The 15,043-nt window shown below is 65.7% G+C and carries 16 protein-coding genes; all 16 read right to left on the bottom strand.

Annotation, left to right across the window (positions count from 1 at the left end):
- Positions 1–3 precede the first annotated feature (3 nt).
- Complete coding sequence (locus tag WJU17_RS02795) at positions 4–1,932, bottom strand: pyrroloquinoline quinone-dependent dehydrogenase (RefSeq protein WP_346325821.1); 1,929 nt, start codon at positions 1,930–1,932, stop codon at positions 4–6.
- Between the two features lie 10 nt (positions 1,933–1,942).
- On the bottom strand, positions 1,943–2,293 hold the full coding sequence (locus tag WJU17_RS02790; RefSeq protein ID WP_346325820.1) for a hypothetical protein: 351 nt from the start codon (positions 2,291–2,293) through the stop codon (positions 1,943–1,945).
- Positions 2,294–2,408: 115 nt separating this feature from the next.
- Positions 2,409–3,512: a LysM peptidoglycan-binding domain-containing protein gene (locus WJU17_RS02785; protein WP_346325819.1), complete on the bottom strand. Its 1,104-nt coding sequence runs from the start codon at positions 3,510–3,512 to the stop codon at positions 2,409–2,411.
- Between the two features lie 56 nt (positions 3,513–3,568).
- Positions 3,569–4,201, bottom strand: coding sequence for a protein-L-isoaspartate(D-aspartate) O-methyltransferase (locus WJU17_RS02780; protein WP_346325818.1), 633 nt, complete (start codon positions 4,199–4,201; stop codon positions 3,569–3,571).
- Positions 4,194–5,012 carry a 5'/3'-nucleotidase SurE gene (gene surE / locus WJU17_RS02775; RefSeq protein ID WP_346325817.1) on the bottom strand — a complete coding sequence of 273 codons (819 nt, stop codon included), beginning with the start codon at positions 5,010–5,012 and terminating at the stop codon, positions 4,194–4,196. Before surE ends, WJU17_RS02780 begins: the two co-directional genes overlap by 8 nt.
- Position 5,013: 1 nt before the next feature.
- Positions 5,014–6,294 (bottom strand): serine--tRNA ligase, encoded by a 1,281-nt coding sequence (serS, locus tag WJU17_RS02770; protein WP_346325816.1) that lies wholly within the window; start codon positions 6,292–6,294, stop codon positions 5,014–5,016.
- Positions 6,295–6,366: 72 nt separating this feature from the next.
- Positions 6,367–7,158 carry a twin-arginine translocase subunit TatC gene (gene tatC, locus WJU17_RS02765; RefSeq protein WP_346325815.1) on the bottom strand — a complete coding sequence of 264 codons (792 nt, stop codon included), beginning with the start codon at positions 7,156–7,158 and terminating at the stop codon, positions 6,367–6,369.
- Positions 7,155–7,607 (bottom strand): Sec-independent protein translocase protein TatB, encoded by a 453-nt coding sequence (gene tatB / locus WJU17_RS02760; protein ID WP_346325814.1) that lies wholly within the window; start codon positions 7,605–7,607, stop codon positions 7,155–7,157. Before tatB ends, tatC begins: the two co-directional genes overlap by 4 nt.
- A gap of 25 nt (positions 7,608–7,632) precedes the next feature.
- The gene (gene tatA, locus WJU17_RS02755) at positions 7,633–7,875 is read right to left on the bottom strand and encodes a twin-arginine translocase TatA/TatE family subunit (RefSeq protein ID WP_346325813.1); all 243 of its coding nucleotides are present in this window, start codon (positions 7,873–7,875) and stop codon (positions 7,633–7,635) included.
- A gap of 99 nt (positions 7,876–7,974) precedes the next feature.
- On the bottom strand, positions 7,975–8,610 hold the full coding sequence (gene scpB / locus WJU17_RS02750; RefSeq protein ID WP_346325812.1) for an SMC-Scp complex subunit ScpB: 636 nt from the start codon (positions 8,608–8,610) through the stop codon (positions 7,975–7,977).
- Positions 8,607–9,407 carry a ScpA family protein gene (locus WJU17_RS02745; RefSeq protein ID WP_346325811.1) on the bottom strand — a complete coding sequence of 267 codons (801 nt, stop codon included), beginning with the start codon at positions 9,405–9,407 and terminating at the stop codon, positions 8,607–8,609. Before WJU17_RS02745 ends, scpB begins: the two co-directional genes overlap by 4 nt.
- A complete protein-coding gene (locus WJU17_RS02740) occupies positions 9,404–10,093 on the bottom strand; it encodes a site-2 protease family protein (RefSeq protein WP_346325810.1) in 690 nt (229 codons plus the stop codon). Before WJU17_RS02740 ends, WJU17_RS02745 begins: the two co-directional genes overlap by 4 nt.
- Complete coding sequence (gene nagZ, locus WJU17_RS02735; RefSeq protein ID WP_346325809.1) at positions 10,090–11,121, bottom strand: beta-N-acetylhexosaminidase; 1,032 nt, start codon at positions 11,119–11,121, stop codon at positions 10,090–10,092. The genes WJU17_RS02740 and nagZ overlap by 4 nt, the downstream gene beginning before the upstream one ends.
- Positions 11,111–12,091: an SPOR domain-containing protein gene (locus WJU17_RS02730; RefSeq protein WP_346325808.1), complete on the bottom strand. Its 981-nt coding sequence runs from the start codon at positions 12,089–12,091 to the stop codon at positions 11,111–11,113. The genes nagZ and WJU17_RS02730 overlap by 11 nt, the downstream gene beginning before the upstream one ends.
- Entirely contained in the window at positions 12,091–13,845 is a 1,755-nt protein-coding gene (argS, locus tag WJU17_RS02725; RefSeq protein ID WP_346325807.1) for an arginine--tRNA ligase, read from the bottom strand. Before argS ends, WJU17_RS02730 begins: the two co-directional genes overlap by 1 nt.
- Positions 13,842–15,029 (bottom strand): deoxyguanosinetriphosphate triphosphohydrolase, encoded by a 1,188-nt coding sequence (locus WJU17_RS02720; RefSeq protein WP_346325806.1) that lies wholly within the window; start codon positions 15,027–15,029, stop codon positions 13,842–13,844. The genes argS and WJU17_RS02720 overlap by 4 nt, the downstream gene beginning before the upstream one ends.
- Positions 15,030–15,043: the final 14 nt, after the last annotated feature.

Below are 15,043 nucleotides of genomic sequence, written 5' to 3'. Positions count from 1 at the left end.
GGTTCAGTTCCGAGGCAACGCGTAGGCGATCAGGTAATCGCCGAGAGGGCTGGCAAGGCCGAGATGACCGCCCGCCGCGATGACGACGAACTGCCGGCCGCTTTTCGGCGATATGTAGGTCATCGGGGTGGCATGGCCGCCCGCCGGCAGGCGATCCTCCCACACGACCTCGCCTGTGCGGCGGTCGATCGCGCGGAACATCCTGTCCATGCTGGCGCCGATGAAGATCAGGCCGCCTTTGGTGACCACCGACCCGCCGATGGCGGGCACGCCCATGGTCAGCGGCACCATGGAGGGGATACCGAACGGGCCGTTCTCCTTGGCGGTGCCGAGGCGCCTTGTCCAGAGCACCTCGCGGGTCTTCAGGTCGACGGCCGTGATCAGACCGTAAGGCGGCGCGATGCAGGGCACACCGAGGGGTGACAGGAACGCGCCCGTGCGGATCGCGAACGGCGTGCCGCCCTGCGCGCTCGGCTTGCGAGGCACGATCCCTTCCGGTCCCGGCTTGATGCCCATGGCGTCGGCTTCGGCCCGGGGAATGAGATTGGAGTAGTTGGGCATCCGGCTCCAGTTCACGATCATGACCTGGCGTTCAGGATCGACCGACACCCCGCCCCAATCCATGCCGCCGAGATAGCCCGGCGAGGTGATGAAGGGTTTGACGCTGGGCGGAGTCAGCGTGCCGTCATAGCGGGCGAGCTTGAACTTGATGCGGCACCAGAGCTGATCGAAGGGCGTGATGCCCCACATGTCCCGCTCGGTCAGGGTCTCGCCCGCGAAGCTGGGCATGCCGACGGAAAAGGGCTGGGTCGGCGCCAGCCAGTCGCCCGGCGCGGCGCCCTGCGGCGCGGGCCGCTCGACCACCTTGGTCACCGGCTTGCCCGTACGCCGGTCGAGCACGAAAAGCTGACCGCGCTTGGTCGGCTGGATCACCACCGGCACGGCGCGGCCGCCCACCACCATGTCCGTCAGCGTCGGCTGCGAGGCGACGTCGTAGTCCCAGACGTCGTGATGGACCGTCCGGTAGGACCAGCGGGGCTCGCCGGTCGCGGCATCGAGCGCCACGAGGGCGCTCGTGTACTCCTCGGATTCCGGCGTCCGGTGCGCGCCCCAGTAGTCCGGCGTCGCGTTGCCGGTCGGCACATAGACCAGGCCCAGTTCTTCGTCTGCGCTCATGGGCGCCCAGGAATTCGGCGTGCCGAGGGTATAGGTCTCGCCCGGCCCGGGCTCGGTATGCACGCCCGGCCTTCCCGGATCCCAGGCCCAGGCGAACTGGCCGGTCACGGCGTCATAGGCACGGACCACGCCCGGCGGCTCATTGACATGCTGATTGTCGGCCACCCAGCCGCCCAGTACCAGCTTGCCCCGGATCAGCGCCGGCGCGGAGGTCACGAAATAATAATTGGGCCGCACCGTTCCCATGCCGGCCTTGAGGTCGACCGAGCCGTTCACCCCGAACCCGGGACACAGCGCCCCCGTGCGCGCATCCAGCGCGATCAGGCGGGCATCGGCGGTGCTGGTGTAGATGCGTTCCGCGCACTCCCCGGCCGAGTCCGGCACCTTGTAGTAGGTCACCCCCCGGCAGGTGCGCCGCCTGTCGTTGGGCGGCGGCGGCGTGTACCGCCAGCGCTGGGCACCGGTTTCGGCATCGAGTGAGATGACCTGATTGTCCGGGGTGCAGACGTAGAGGCTGTCACCGACCATGAGCGGGGTGACCTGCAAATGGCTTTTGGCTGGCTGGCCGGCGCCGGTACGGAAGGTCCAGACGGGTTTCAGCCCTTGCACCGTTTCCGGCGTGAGCTGGGTCAAGGGTGAATAACGGGTTCCGGCCTGATCGTTACCGTAGTGATGCCATTCGCCGTCCTGCGCGGCGGCGCCGGCGGGTATGGAGATCAGGAGCGCCAGTATCGCCGCCCGGTGGAGGATGTTCATGATCAGACCCTCAATCCAGACCGCGACGCACCCAGGGCGTCAGCATCCAAAGCCCGAGCACGGTGAAGAGCCAGAGGCGGGGCAGCAACTGCCAGCCGTCGAGCCCCACTTCCCAGAGCGCCCAGACCACTGTTCCGATCAGCATGGTCCAGTAGATCAGCACGCCCGCCCACCGGCCGCGCCACAGCAAAAACGCGGCGACGACGATGTCGAGACCTGCCAGGGCGTAATAAACGGACCCGCCCAACACGGCGAGCCATGCTCCGCCTCCCAGCAAGGCGAGCCCAATGAGCATGAGGATGGAAGCGAAGATGCGCGGCGGCCGAGTTCTGGGCGCGCGCTGGCTGGCCATGGCGATCATGAAGTTCCCCGGTTCGAAACAGCTCCGCCCGCGATTGTGGACTCGCGGTTTGGCGGAGCGTCACTCTAGTCGCAAATCGGAACCGGCTACCACGAAAACATGGCGCGCAGAAAAGTCAGACGGGCGGGAGATATTGCATCGGATCGACGGCCCGAGCGCCCTGGCGGAGTTCGAAGTGAAGTTGGGGTTCCTGGACCGATCCGCTCGATCCGGCCCGGGCGATCACGGCGCCCTTCCCGACCGCCTGCCCTCTGCTGACGAGAACATCGTCATTATGCGCGTAGGCGGAAACCCAGCCCGCCGTATGCCGCAGCAGGATGAGGTTGCCGAAGCCTTTGAGCTCGTTGCCGGTATAGACGACGGTTCCGGCGGCGGTCGCCTGGATCTTGGTGCCGCGCGGGAGACGGATGTTGATGCCGTCGCTGTGGGCCCCGCCCCGCTGAGGTCCGAAGGTCGCGATCACTTCACCGCTGGCCGGCCAGATAAAGCCGCCGGGCACCTTCTCCTGCTTGCGCGGCGCCGCCTCCTGAGTGGCGGGCACGACCGCCGCCACCGAGGTCGCCGGCTCGAGCGCGCCGCCGGTGGCCGCCGGGATGACCAGCAACTGACCGATGACGATGCCGTTGTTCTCGCCCACGCCGTTGGCCCGGGTCAGGGAATCGATATCGACCCCATAGCGCCGCGAAATACTGTAAAGGGTGTCGCCCGGAACGACCGAGTGGCGCTCGCCGCCGGGAATACGCAACTTCTGCCCTACCCTGAGGCCGTACGGCGGCTCAAGGCCGTTCAGTTCGATGATCTCGCGCGCATTGACGCCGTGACGCCGCGCCAGGGCGTAGACCGTATCACCGGATTCGACGGTAATGGTCCGCTCGCCGGCAACGGCAGGTTTCGGCGTGCCTTGCGGCACGGACGGCGCCGACGCCTTGCCGCCATAGGAGGGCCGCTTCGGCGGCGGCGCTGCGGTGCCACCGCCCGGGACGTCGTCCAGCGTGGCCGTGGCGATGGCTTTCTTGCCGAGCGGCGCGGCCACGATCGGGAATTCCGGTTCCGGCTTGTCGACCGGCTCGGGAACGGGAAAGGGAGAGTTGGGACCGCGTGCCGGAGGCTCCGGCGGCACATAACGCGCCGTGGGCGGTTCGCGGGTTTCGCAGGCTGCCAAAACCAGAATGACGAGAGCCGCCGCGAGTTTGCCGAAGGTGCCGCTGTTTACTTGCATGCCCATGATCCTAAGAACATTGCCGCGCCGCTTCAATGAAACCGTCGCGGAAAACGCTACCCCTCGGTCCCGCCGAGCATGGGGACAAACCGCGTCGGCATCAGGGGCGCGGTGTCGATGGCGTCGCCGCGCCGTGTCACTTTCATGATCGTCTGATTGCCCGAGGGTCCAACCGGAATGATCATCATGCCGCCATCGGAGAGCTGATTGACCAGATTTTGCGGCATGTCTCGGGCCGCGGCCGTGACGATGATCCGGTCGAAGGGCGCGACTTCCGGCCAGCCCTTGAAGCCATCGCCGAAGCGGGTCACCACATTGGTCAGGCGGAGCTGCTTGAACTTGGCGCTCGATTCGATCATCAGGTCGCGTTGCCGCTCGATGGTGTAGACGCGGCGCACCAGCGGAGAAAGGACCGCCGTCTGGTAGCCCGAACCGGTGCCGATCTCGAGCACCAGCATCCGGCGGGTCAGTTGCAGCGCCGCCGTCATGAACGCCACCACGTAAGGCTGTGAAATGGTCTGGCCGCAGGCGATCGGCAGCGCCGTGTCCTCATAGGCGCGGTCGCGGAAGGCATCGGGGACGAAAAGATCGCGCGGCACCCGCTCGATGGCCGACAGCACGTCCGTATCGTTGATGCCGGCGCGGCGAAGCTCCATCAGCAGGCGGATCTTCCGCGCCTCGTCAGTCATTGCCGGCCGCCCTCGCCGCCTGTTCAAGGGCGGTCATGGTCGCCGTGTGGGTCAGGTCGAGATGCAGCGGGGTGACCGATACCCTGCCCTCGCGCACGGCCTTGATGTCCGTGCCCTCGACCAGATGCTCGCGCGACCGGCGGTAACCGATCCAGAAATAGGTTTCGCCTCGGGTGTCGATGCGCTGCTCGAACTGGATGTCCGCCGGATCGCGCTGGCCCTGCACGACGATTTCCATCTGGGATACCGGCCCGCGACGGGCATCGGGGAAGTTAACGTTCATCAGGACTTCGGGCGGCCAGCCGGCGGACGCAAGCCACCGAATGACCTGCTCGCCGGCGCCTTCGGCGCCTGCCCAGTCGATATCGGTCGCGCCGGGATAGACCGACTGGCTGAGCGCGATGGACGGAATACCCAGCAGCGTGCCTTCCATGGCGGCGGCGACGGTGCCCGAATAGGTCACGTCCTCGCCCATGTTGGCGCCGCGATTGAAACCAGAGAGCACCAGCGTCGGCCGCTTGCCCGGGATGATCTTGTTGACCGCGAGCAGGACGCAATCGGTGGGGGTGCCGCGCACCGCGAAGCGCCGTTCGCCCATTTCGCGGAAGCGCAGCGGCTGGGTCAGGGTCAGCGAGTGACCGGTGCCGCTCTGTTCATATTCGGGCGCCGCGACCCAGACATCATCGCTCAGGCGGCGGGCGATGGCCTCGAGGCGCTCGATGCCCGCAGCACCGAACCCGTCGTCATTAGTGACCAGAATCCGGTGGTGGGACAGGTCGAACGGGACGTCGGGCAGCGCAAAAACAGACATCTCAGCCGCGTCCCGCTCCGATGATCTCGAGGCCGCCCATATAGGGCCGCAGGGCCTGGGGAACGACGATGCTGCCGTCCTCCTGCTGATAATTTTCCAGCACCGCGATCAGGGTGCGGCCGACGGCGAGGCCCGAGCCGTTCAGGGTGTGAACGAAGCGGGTCTGCTTTTCACCCTCCTCGCGATAGCGGGCCCGCATCCGGCGGGCCTGAAAATCGCCCGTGTTGGAACAGGACGATATTTCGCGGTAGCGGTCCTGGCCCGGCAGCCAGACCTCGATGTCGAAGGTCTTGCGCGCGGTGGCGCCGGTATCGCCCGAGCACAGGATGACGACCCGGTACGCCAGTCCGAGACGCTTCAGCACCTCTTCGGCGCAGCCCAGCAGACGCTCGTGCTCGGCCTCGGAGTCCTCGGGCCGGGTGATGCTGACCAGTTCGACCTTCTTGAACTGGTGCTGGCGGATCATGCCGCGCGTGTCCTTGCCCGCCGCGCCCGCTTCGGAGCGGAAACAGGGCGAGAGCGCGGTGAAGCGCAGGGGCAACTCACCCGCGTCGAGGATCTGGTCGCGCACCAGATTGGTCATGGTGACTTCGGACGTGGGAATCAGCCAGAAATCATTGGTTGTCCGGAACATGTCCTCGGCGGCCTTGGGTAGCTGGCCGGTGCCGAACACGGCATCGTCGCGCACCAGCAACGGCGTGTCGGTCTCGGTATAGCCGCCTTCCGTGGTGTGCAAATCCAGCATCAGCGAACTGATCGCCCGGTCGAGCCGCGCCAGCGCGCCCTTCAGCACGACGAAGCGCGAGCCGGACATGCGAGACGCGGCGTCGAAATCCATCAGACCGAGGCCTTCGCCCAGCGCGACGTGATCCTTGGGCGCGAAACCGAACACGGGCGGCGTGCCGACCCGGCGCAGTTCAACATTGGCATCCTCGTCGGCGCCGTCCGGCACGGACTCATCCAGATGATTGGGCAGGCCGGCGATCAAATCGTCGAGTTCGGCCTGAAGCGTGCGTTCGCTTTCCTCGCCATTCTGGATCTCGCTTTTCAGCGCCGCGACGGCATCCATGATCGCCTGGACGTCCTGTCCCTTCGACTTGGCGATGCCGATTTCCTTGGACTTGGCATTGCGCTCCGCCTGGGCTTCCTGAAGACGGGTCTTCAGCGCGCGGAGCGATGAATCCAGCTCGAGAATCCTTGTCGACAGGGGCTGCCGGCGACGCCGGGCGAGGCCGTTGTCGAAGGTTTCAGGGTTTTCCCGGATCCATTTGATATCGAGCATGCAGGCGCGTTTCGGTTGGCGGTGGTCAGCCTGTATAGCCGGGCGATCCGTCTCCGTCCAGCATCGCCCCGGTTAAATCTCCGCATCCCGGTCGCGCTTTTTTTCCCAGATACGGATCAGCCAGATCGATGCTTCATAGAGCAGGCAAATGGGGATCGCGAGGATGCTCTGGGTGATCGGATCGGGCGGGGTCAGCACCGCGGCGACGATGAAAATGAAGACGATCGCGTATTTGCGTTTGTCGCGCAGCCAGTCGGAACTGATGATGCCGACGCGGCCGAGCAATGTCAGCCCGACCGGCACGAGGAAGCTGAGGCCGAAGGCGAAGATCAGCTTCATCACGATGGCGAGATATTCGTTGACCTTGCCTTCGAACTGGATCGGCAGGCCACCGGTCTGTTCGGCATTCATCTCGAAGCCGAGGAAAAATGGCCAAGCAACTGGAAAAACAATGTAATAGGCCATCGCAGCGCCGAGCATGAACAGGATCGGCGTGGCAACCAGGAACGGCAGGAAGGCGTGCCGCTCGTTCTTGTAGAGGCCCGGCGCGACGAACAGCCACAGCTGTCCGGCCACGATCGGGAAAGACAGCATGGACGCCGCGAAGAACGCCACCTTGATCTGGGTGAACAGGGCCTCGGTCAGGCCGGTGAAGATCAGGCGCCGGCCCGGATGACCGGCCATGGCCTCGGCAAGGGGATGCACGAGGAAGGCATAGATCTCGTCGGCCCAGAACAGGCAGATGCCGAACATGATCACGAAACCAACGACCGAATAGAGCAGACGGCGCCGCAATTCGATCAGGTGCTCGATCAGTGGTGCCCGGCTGGATTCAAGCTCGTCCTCGGCGGGGATATCGCTCACGAGGTGCCTCGATCATCGCTCTTGGCCGGCACGGAGACCGGCGCGGGCTCGGCTGCCGGGAGTTCGGTTGGCGGAGCAGGATCGGCCAGGGCCGGCGCATGGATGGTGTTGGCGGGAACGGCGCCCTCACCCGCCAGCTGGGCATCGGCCAGTTTCTCCGGATCGTCCGGCCTGGACTTCTTCGCCGGGCCGGTCGGGTCCAACAGGTCGTCGAAATCGCCCTGCCCGTTCATGGCCCGCTTGGTCTTCTCGACCGCCTCGCGCAATTCCTGCAGTTCGGATTCACGCACATAGTCGTTCACCGTGCCCATGAACTCGTCGGCCATGCGCCGCATCTTGGCGATGGCGCGCGCGATGCCGCGCACGACCTTGGGCAGGTCCTTCGGGCCGACGACCACGAGGGCGACGAGCACGATGACCAGCAGTTCGGGAAGACCGACGTCGAACATGGCTTAGCGGACGCTTTGCAAGGCGTCAGCTCTTCGCCGCGTCGTCCTTGCGCGGCGTGACGTCGGCAAGCGGCGTTTCGCGGTCGATCATCCGCTTGTCCTCGTGTTTGGCGTCCGCAACGTCGTCATCCGGCTCGGACAAGCCCTTGCGGAAGCTTTTGATGCCTTTGGCGACATCGCCCATCATGCCCGAAATCTTGCCGCGTCCAAAGAGCAGCACGATCACCAGCACGATGATCAGGATTTCCGGCCAGCCCAAATTGAACACGGTATACCCTCATGTTGCTTCGGAAGCGGGGTGACGCACCGGGGTGCGCCGACGCCACACACATAGGCTCGAACGTTGCCGAGCACAAGACGAACCCTCTCAGCGCGGCGGCGCGCGGAGCGGATCAGCGAGCGGAAGTTCGGCGTCGTCCTCGGTATCGTCCTCGATCAGTTCGTCCGGAATGGCCCGGAAATGCTCGGGCAGTTCGGAATCGAGGAGGCCCGCCGCCTTCAACTCGTCGAGCCCGGGCAAGTCCTTGATGGTCTCCAGGCCGAACTGGACCAGGAACTGCTCGGTGATGCCATAGGTGACGGGCTTTCCCGGGGTCTGCCGGCGGCCCATGATCCGCACCCAGCCGATCTCCATCAGCACGTCGATGGTGCCCTTGCTGACCGAGACGCCGCGAATCTCCTCGATCTCGGCGCGGGTTACGGGCTGGTGATAGGCGATGATGGCCAGCGTTTCCTGGCCGGCGCGGGAAAGGCGGCGCTCCTCCTGCACTTCCTGCTGGAGCAGGAATGCCAGATCGGGCGCGGTCTGGAACATCCACTTGTCGGCCCGGCGCACCAGATTGACGCCGCGGCGCGCATATTCCTCGGCCAGTTCGGCCAGCAGCGGCGCCACGTCGGGATGGCCCGGCAGCCGGTGGGCGATGCTCGCCTCGTCCAGGGGTTCGGACGCGGCGAACAGCAGTGCTTCCACCATGCGCAGATGTTCGAGCCGTTCCGCCGTCATTCGTCCTGTCCCGCCGCGCGAATCCTGGACCGGATCATCAGCGGACCAAAGGTTTCGGTCTGGTGAAGCTCCAGCTTGCCCTGCCGCGTATATTCCAGGGCGGCGGCGAAGGTAGCCGCCAGCGCCGATTTGGACAATGACCGGTCGGCCAGCTCGGGCGGCAGGAACTGGCGCAGGCTGGTCCAGTCCGGCACGTGGCCGACCAGCATCTCCAGCCGCCGCAGCGCGTCCTCCATGGTGAAGATGGGGCGCCGACGGATCCGGTAGTCGCTGACCTCGTTGCGGGCGCGCTGGGTGGCGTAGGCGCGCAGCAGGCCATAGAGATCGGCGACGTACTGGGATTTGCGGATGACCCGGATACCTTCGGGCATGCCGCGCAGGAAGATGTCGCGGCCGACGCGGTGGCGGGACATCAGCTCGGCGGCGCGCTCGCGCATGGCTTCGAGCCGCTGGAGCCGGAACGCCAGGTGCGCGGCCAGTTCCTCGCCGCTCGGCTCGTCCTCGTTCTTCTCCTCGGGCAGCAGCAGGCGGGATTTGAGGTAGGCGAGCCAGGCGGCCATCACTAGATAATCGGCCGCCAACTCGAGCCTGACACGGCGGGCGGCGGCGACGAATTCCAGATACTGCTCGGCCAGCTGCAGGATGGAGATGGCGGCCAGATCCACCTTCTGGTTCCGCGCCAGCATCAGCAGCACGTCGAGCGGACCTTCCCAGCCGTCGATGTTGAGCACGAACTGATCGACCGCCGGGCGCGCCGGCTCTTCGAAGGACAGGATCGTGGAGGTCGGATCGCTCAACTGATGCCCGGGATGAGGATGAACAGCCCTGTGATGCCCTTATACAGGAATTTCACCGCCGGTTGTATGATCGCCCATACCGGATGGAAGTTGGTGCCGAAGAACTGGTTGACGAGCGCCGGGATCAGCAACGCGCCAAAAATGATGAACATCCCATAGCGCTCGAGCCGGGCGAGCGGCCGCGCGAGGCCAAGGGGAAGAATGCCGACCGCGACGCGACCGCCATCCAGCGGCGGCAGCGGGATCATGTTGAAGACGAACAGGACGATGTTCACCGCGATCGCCGTCTGCAGCATGGTCTGGAACCAGGCCTGCGCGCCGCCGCTCAGCACGGCGGTCGCGTTGAGCAGCAGCGCCGCGCCGATCGCCATGAACAGATTGACCGACGGTCCGGCGGCGGCCACCCAGATCATGTCCCGCTTGGGATTCTGGAGCCGCCGGAAATCGACCGGGACCGGCTTGGCGTAGCCGAAGGGCGGCAAGCCGGCGAACAGGAGCATGCCGGGCAGGATGACCGTGCCGAACGGATCGATGTGACGCAGCGGATTGAGCGAGAGACGGCCAGCTTCGGCCGCGGTGGGATCGCCATATTGCCGGGCGACGAAACCGTGCGCGACCTCGTGAAACGTTATGGCCAGCAGGATCGGAATGGCCGCGACCGAGATCTGGTAGAGAACGTCCATCATTCCGGCGCTTTGGCGAGCAGCCCGTCCCTTTCCCAGGTCGCGGCCTCGCGATCGAACGGCTTGGGCGGCGTCAGCCAGTGCATGGCGCGCGTCAGGCGCTTGAGCGTGCCCGGGGATGCAGGATCGAGGCCCTTCGCCACGGCCACCATGTCGTCGAACACGCCATTGCAGTGCAGGGCCAGATCGCAGCCGGCGGCCTGGCTGGCCCGCGCGCGCTCTTCCAGCGTGCCGGTCAGGGCCTGCATAATGAGATCGTCGGACATCAGGACGCCGTCGAAACCGATGTCGCGGCGGATCACGTCCTCGATGATCCGGGGGCTGGTGGTCGCGGGCCTGTCGGCGTCGAGATCCTCGTAGACCACATGGGCCGTCATGGCGAAGGGCGCGTCGCGCATGGCCCGGAAGGGCACGAAATCGGTTTTCCGCAAGGTGGCGGCGCGGGTCGTGACGTGGGGCAGCTCGAGATGGCTGTCGGCGCCGGCGCGGCCGTGGCCGGGAATGTGCTTGATGACCGGCAGCACGCCGCCATCCATCAGGCCGGCGATCGCCTGGCTTCCCAGAGCGGCGACGATGTCGGCCTGCCGTGCATAAGCCCGGTCGCCGATGATGTCGTGGCTGCCGCGCGCTGGAACGTCGAGCACCGGCAGGCAGTCGACCGTGATGCCGAGCTGGTGGAGATCGTCGGCGATCAGGCGGGAGTTCAGGTAGATCGCCTGCTTCGCCAGGGCCGGATCCTGACCGTACAAGCGGCCGAAGGCCTCGCCCTTCGGATAGGCCGGCCAATGGGGTGGCCTGAGCCGGGCAACGCGCCCGCCTTCCTGATCGATCAGGATCGGACATGGCGAACAGGCGGCGAGCGGCTCAAGTTCGGCGGTGAGCGCCCGCACCTGATCGGGGGTGTCGATGTTGCGGGCGAACAGGATGAAGCCGAAGGGCTTCACCGCACGGAAGAAGTCGATCTCCTCCGGCGCGAGGGTCAGTCCCGCGACGCCGAAGATCGCCGGGCAAAGAGCCGGATCAATTCGCATTGACGATGCAATCCCGTCCACGTGATTTCAGTTGTACGCACACCTGCGTCGCCTGGTCCCGCGAACCATAGGGACCGATGACGAGGCGGTAGAGGTCGCCCTTGCCGGGGACCGAGATCTTGACGACCTGCGGCGACGCGCCGCCGACTGCATCGCCGAATTTCCGGCTGACATCGGACCAGGCCTGCATGGCGGCATCGTTGCTGGCGTACGCGCCCAGCTGGACTACGGGCGATTTGCCCCCGGACGCCGGCTTGGGCGGTGCCGGGGTCGCGGTCGCCGGGGGGACCGGATCCCCTTCTTTCCAGGGCGGCGTCTCGCCGATGGTCATGTTGGCGAGATCGCTCTGGGCGCCAGGCTGTGCCGCCGCGCCGGGCGCGCTTTCCTGGCCTGGCCGGTCCTCGAGCGGCGCTGGCGCCACAGGCGCCTCGGCGGCCGGAGCCTCGGCAACGGGAGCAGCGGGCGCCGCGGGCTGTTGCGGCGTTGCTTCGCCGCTCTGCGCTGGCGCGGTCTCGGGTATGACTGCCTCTGCGGGCGCCGGTTCGGCCGCCGCGACCTGCGGTGCGGGCGGCTTCGGCGGCGCGGACGGAGTGAACTTGCGCACGACGATGGGCTCGGGCTTGGCCTGGGGCGTCTCGGGCATCTCGCCGAGCACGTCTTCGGATTCCTCCGGACGGCCGACCGCCTCGTTGAAGACCAGCTTGTCCTTGTCGGGAATAACTTCGCCGCCTGGATTTTCGGGGCGCACCTTGTAAGGCGACGCGTCCGCCTCGAAGGTCTTCACGGGACCTGTCGGTCCGCTCGCCCCCGTTGAATAGGCATACCAGACGACGCCGCCGAAGATGGCGAGACTGGCGACGGCCACCGCCCATTTCCACCAGCCGCTGCTTTCACGCTCTTCAGGCTCGTCGTCCCAACGCGACGACAGCTGATCATCCTGAAGGAAGTCGCCATCGGGACGATAAGGCACTAACGCATCTCCTCGACGGGTTCGACTCCCAGAACGGCGAGACCCGAGGCAATGGTCAAAGCGGCCGCGCGCAACAGTGCAAGGCGGGCTTTGGTCAGTTCGGGATTGTCGGCCCGGATGAAGCGCAGGGTCGTGTCCTCCTTGCCCTTGTTCCAGTAACTATGGAAGGAAGCGGCAAGGTCATAAAGATAAAACGCGATCCGGTGCGGTTCATGGGCCAGCGCGGCGGCTTCGACGGCGCGCGGCCAATCGGCCAGCGCTCGCATCAGGGCCAGTTCGGAGTCGTCGGACAGCAATGCCAGATCCGCGCTCCGCAGCGCCGCCTCCGAGAGGTCGGCGCCTTGCGCTTCCTCGCCGGCGTTGCGGAAGACCGAGGAAATCCGGGCATGGGCGTACTGCACGTAGAAAACCGGATTCTCGCGGGACTGCTCGACCGCCCTGGCGAAATCGAAATCCAGCGGCGCGTCGTTCTTGCGCGTCAGCATGATGAAGCGGACCACGTCCTTGCCCACCTCGTCGACAACCTCGCGCAGGGTGACGAAGCTGCCGGAGCGCTTGGACATCTTGACCGGTTCGCCCTCGCGGAACAGGCGGACCAGCTGGCAAAGCCTGACGTCCAGTTCGCCCTTGCCGTTGGTGATGGCCGTCACCGCCGCCTTCATGCGCTTGACATAGCCGCCATGATCCGCGCCCCAGACGTCGATCATCTGGCCGAAGCCGCGATCGAACTTGTCCTTGTGGTTGGCGATGTCGCTGGCGAAGTAGGTGAAGCCGCCGTCCGATTTCTTCAGCGGCCGATCGACGTCGTCGCCAAACCGGGTGGAGCGGAAGAGCGTTTGCGGACGGGCTTCCCAGTCGTCGGGCAGCTTGCCCTTCGGCGGCTCCAGCACGCCGGTATAGATCAGGTCGCGGCCGGTCAGCTCTGCCAGAACGCTTTCCACCTGCCCTTTCTCGACCAGCGACCGTTCTGAAGTGAAAACGTCGAAACTGATTCCAAGTGCCTGAAGATCCTCGCGGATCATCACCATCATGGCGTCGATGGCGGTATCGCGGATCACCGGCAGCCACTCGGACTCGTCCGCCGTGAGCCAGCGATCGCCATATTGGGCGGCGAGCGCCTGACCGACCGGGACGAGGTAGTCGCCCGGGTACAGGCCCTCCGGAATCTCGCCGATGTCGTGACCCAGCGCTTCGCAGTACCGCAGATAGGCGGAACGGGCGAGCACGTCGACCTGCGCGCCGGCATCGTTGACGTAGTACTCGCGCGTGACCGCGTAACCGGCTTTTTCGAGAAGAGAACACAACGCGTCGCCGAACACGGCGCCCCGGCAATGACCGACATGCATGGGGCCGGTGGGATTTGCGGACACATATTCCACGTTGACGGCGACGCCGCCGCCCGCGGTGCTGTCGCCAAAGCTGGTCCCGGCGGCAAGAACATGATCGACGACTGCGTGATAGACACCGTTCCTGAGGCGCAGATTGATGAAGCCAGGTCCGGCGATCTCGGCCTGCTCCACATCCGGATCATCGGCGAAACCCGCGACGATCATCTCGGCCAAGTCGCGCGGCTTCATGCCGGCATCCCGCGCCAGCACCATGGCCGCGTTCGTCGCCATATCGCCATGGGCGGCCTCGCGCGGCGGTTCCGTGGCGATGCGCGACAGGTCCAGCCCTGCGAGAAGCTTGCCTTCGGCCGCGAGCGTCTCGAGACGTGCGGCAATGCGGTCGCGGAAAGTATTGAAAATGTTCATGATTGGGTCGATCCGAAGAGGCGTTCGTGTTCCATCAGGGCGAAGCGGTCGGTCATGCCGGCGATGAAGTCGGCGATGGTGCGCGCCGCACCGTCCGCGGACTGCCCCATCACCGCGGCCTCGTGCTCCGCCGGCAACGTGCCGGGTTCCGCCATATAGCGGTGAAACAGGTCACCCACAACATGCTTCGCCCGTTTCGCTTCGGCGGCAACGTGAGGATGCCGGTACATGTGGGTCATCAGAAAGTCTCGTAACACCCTTTCGTGCGCCTGCATTTCCTCGGAAAAGGCGATCACCGGATGGTCCAGTTCCCTCACCTCCTGCGCCGACCGGATGCCAGCCGCGTCAAGACGCCGGCAGGATTCGCGGATCAAATCGCTGACCATCAGGTCGATCATGCGGCGGACGGCTTCGTGCTTGAGGCGTGAGCCTTCCAGCGAAGGATAGCGCGCCTTCAGTCCGGCGAGCACCGGCCCGACGAGCGGCAGCTCGGCGAGATCCTCCATGCTGAAGAGACCCGCGCGCAGTCCATCGTCGATATCATGATTGTTGTAGGCGATATCATCCGACAGCGCGGCGACCTGTGCTTCGGCGCTCGCGAAGGTGTGGATCTCCAAATCCTGCCGGGCGAGATAGTCGAGCAACAGCGGATCGAGAAACTCTTCCTCGCCCTTGCGGCACAGCGGTCCGTTGTGCTTGGCGATGCCTTCGAGCGTTTCCCAGGTCAGGTTGAGTCCGTCGAACTCGGCATAGCGCTGCTCGATGCTGGTCAGCAGGCGCAGGGAGTGGATGTTGTGGTTGAAGCCGCCATAGGGCGCCATCACCGCCGCCAATCCGTCCTCGCCGGAATGACCGAAAGGCGGATGGCCGAAATCGTGCGCCAGGGACAGCGCCTCAGCCAGATCCTCGTTGAGGCCGAGGAAACGCGTGATCGACCGGGCGATCTGCGACACTTCCAGGCTGTGGGTCAGCCGGGTGCGGTAATAGTCGCCTTCATGGTAGACGAAGACCTGGGTCTTGTGTTTGAGGCGCCGGAACGCCTTGGAATGAATGATGCGGTCGCGGTCGCGCTGAAACGGCGTGCGGAACGCGCTTTCCGGTTCGGGATAAAGACGGCCGCGCGACTCCTCGGGTTTCGAAGCGAAGGGCGCCACGTCGCCGTAAGGTTTTTCGATCCGATCCACCGTGTCCGGCTCCG

The organism is Iodidimonas sp. SYSU 1G8 (assembly GCF_039655775.1).
Lineage (GTDB): Bacteria > Pseudomonadota > Alphaproteobacteria > SMXS01 > SMXS01 > RI-34.
This window is presented reverse-complemented; position numbering and strand designations above follow the sequence as displayed.

Bases quoted from the DNA above. Each gene is read 5' to 3' on its own strand.
- argS (WP_346325807.1), bottom strand. From the start codon at position 13,845: ATGAACATTTTCAATACTTTCCGCGACCGCATTGCCGCACGTCTCGAG.
- WJU17_RS02795 (WP_346325821.1), bottom strand. From the start codon at position 1,932: ATGAACATCCTCCACCGGGCGGCGATACTGGCGCTCCTGATCTCCATA.
- WJU17_RS02790 (WP_346325820.1), bottom strand. From the start codon at position 2,293: ATGATCGCCATGGCCAGCCAGCGCGCGCCCAGAACTCGGCCGCCGCGC.
- WJU17_RS02780 (WP_346325818.1), bottom strand. From the start codon at position 4,201: ATGACTGACGAGGCGCGGAAGATCCGCCTGCTGATGGAGCTTCGCCGC.
- scpB (WP_346325812.1), bottom strand. From the start codon at position 8,610: ATGACGGCGGAACGGCTCGAACATCTGCGCATGGTGGAAGCACTGCTG.
- serS (WP_346325816.1), bottom strand. From the start codon at position 6,294: ATGCTCGATATCAAATGGATCCGGGAAAACCCTGAAACCTTCGACAAC.
- surE (WP_346325817.1), bottom strand. From the start codon at position 5,012: ATGTCTGTTTTTGCGCTGCCCGACGTCCCGTTCGACCTGTCCCACCAC.
- WJU17_RS02740 (WP_346325810.1), bottom strand. From the start codon at position 10,093: ATGATGGACGTTCTCTACCAGATCTCGGTCGCGGCCATTCCGATCCTG.
- nagZ (WP_346325809.1), bottom strand. From the start codon at position 11,121: ATGCGAATTGATCCGGCTCTTTGCCCGGCGATCTTCGGCGTCGCGGGA.
- WJU17_RS02785 (WP_346325819.1), bottom strand. From the start codon at position 3,512: ATGCAAGTAAACAGCGGCACCTTCGGCAAACTCGCGGCGGCTCTCGTC.
- tatB (WP_346325814.1), bottom strand. From the start codon at position 7,607: ATGTTCGACGTCGGTCTTCCCGAACTGCTGGTCATCGTGCTCGTCGCC.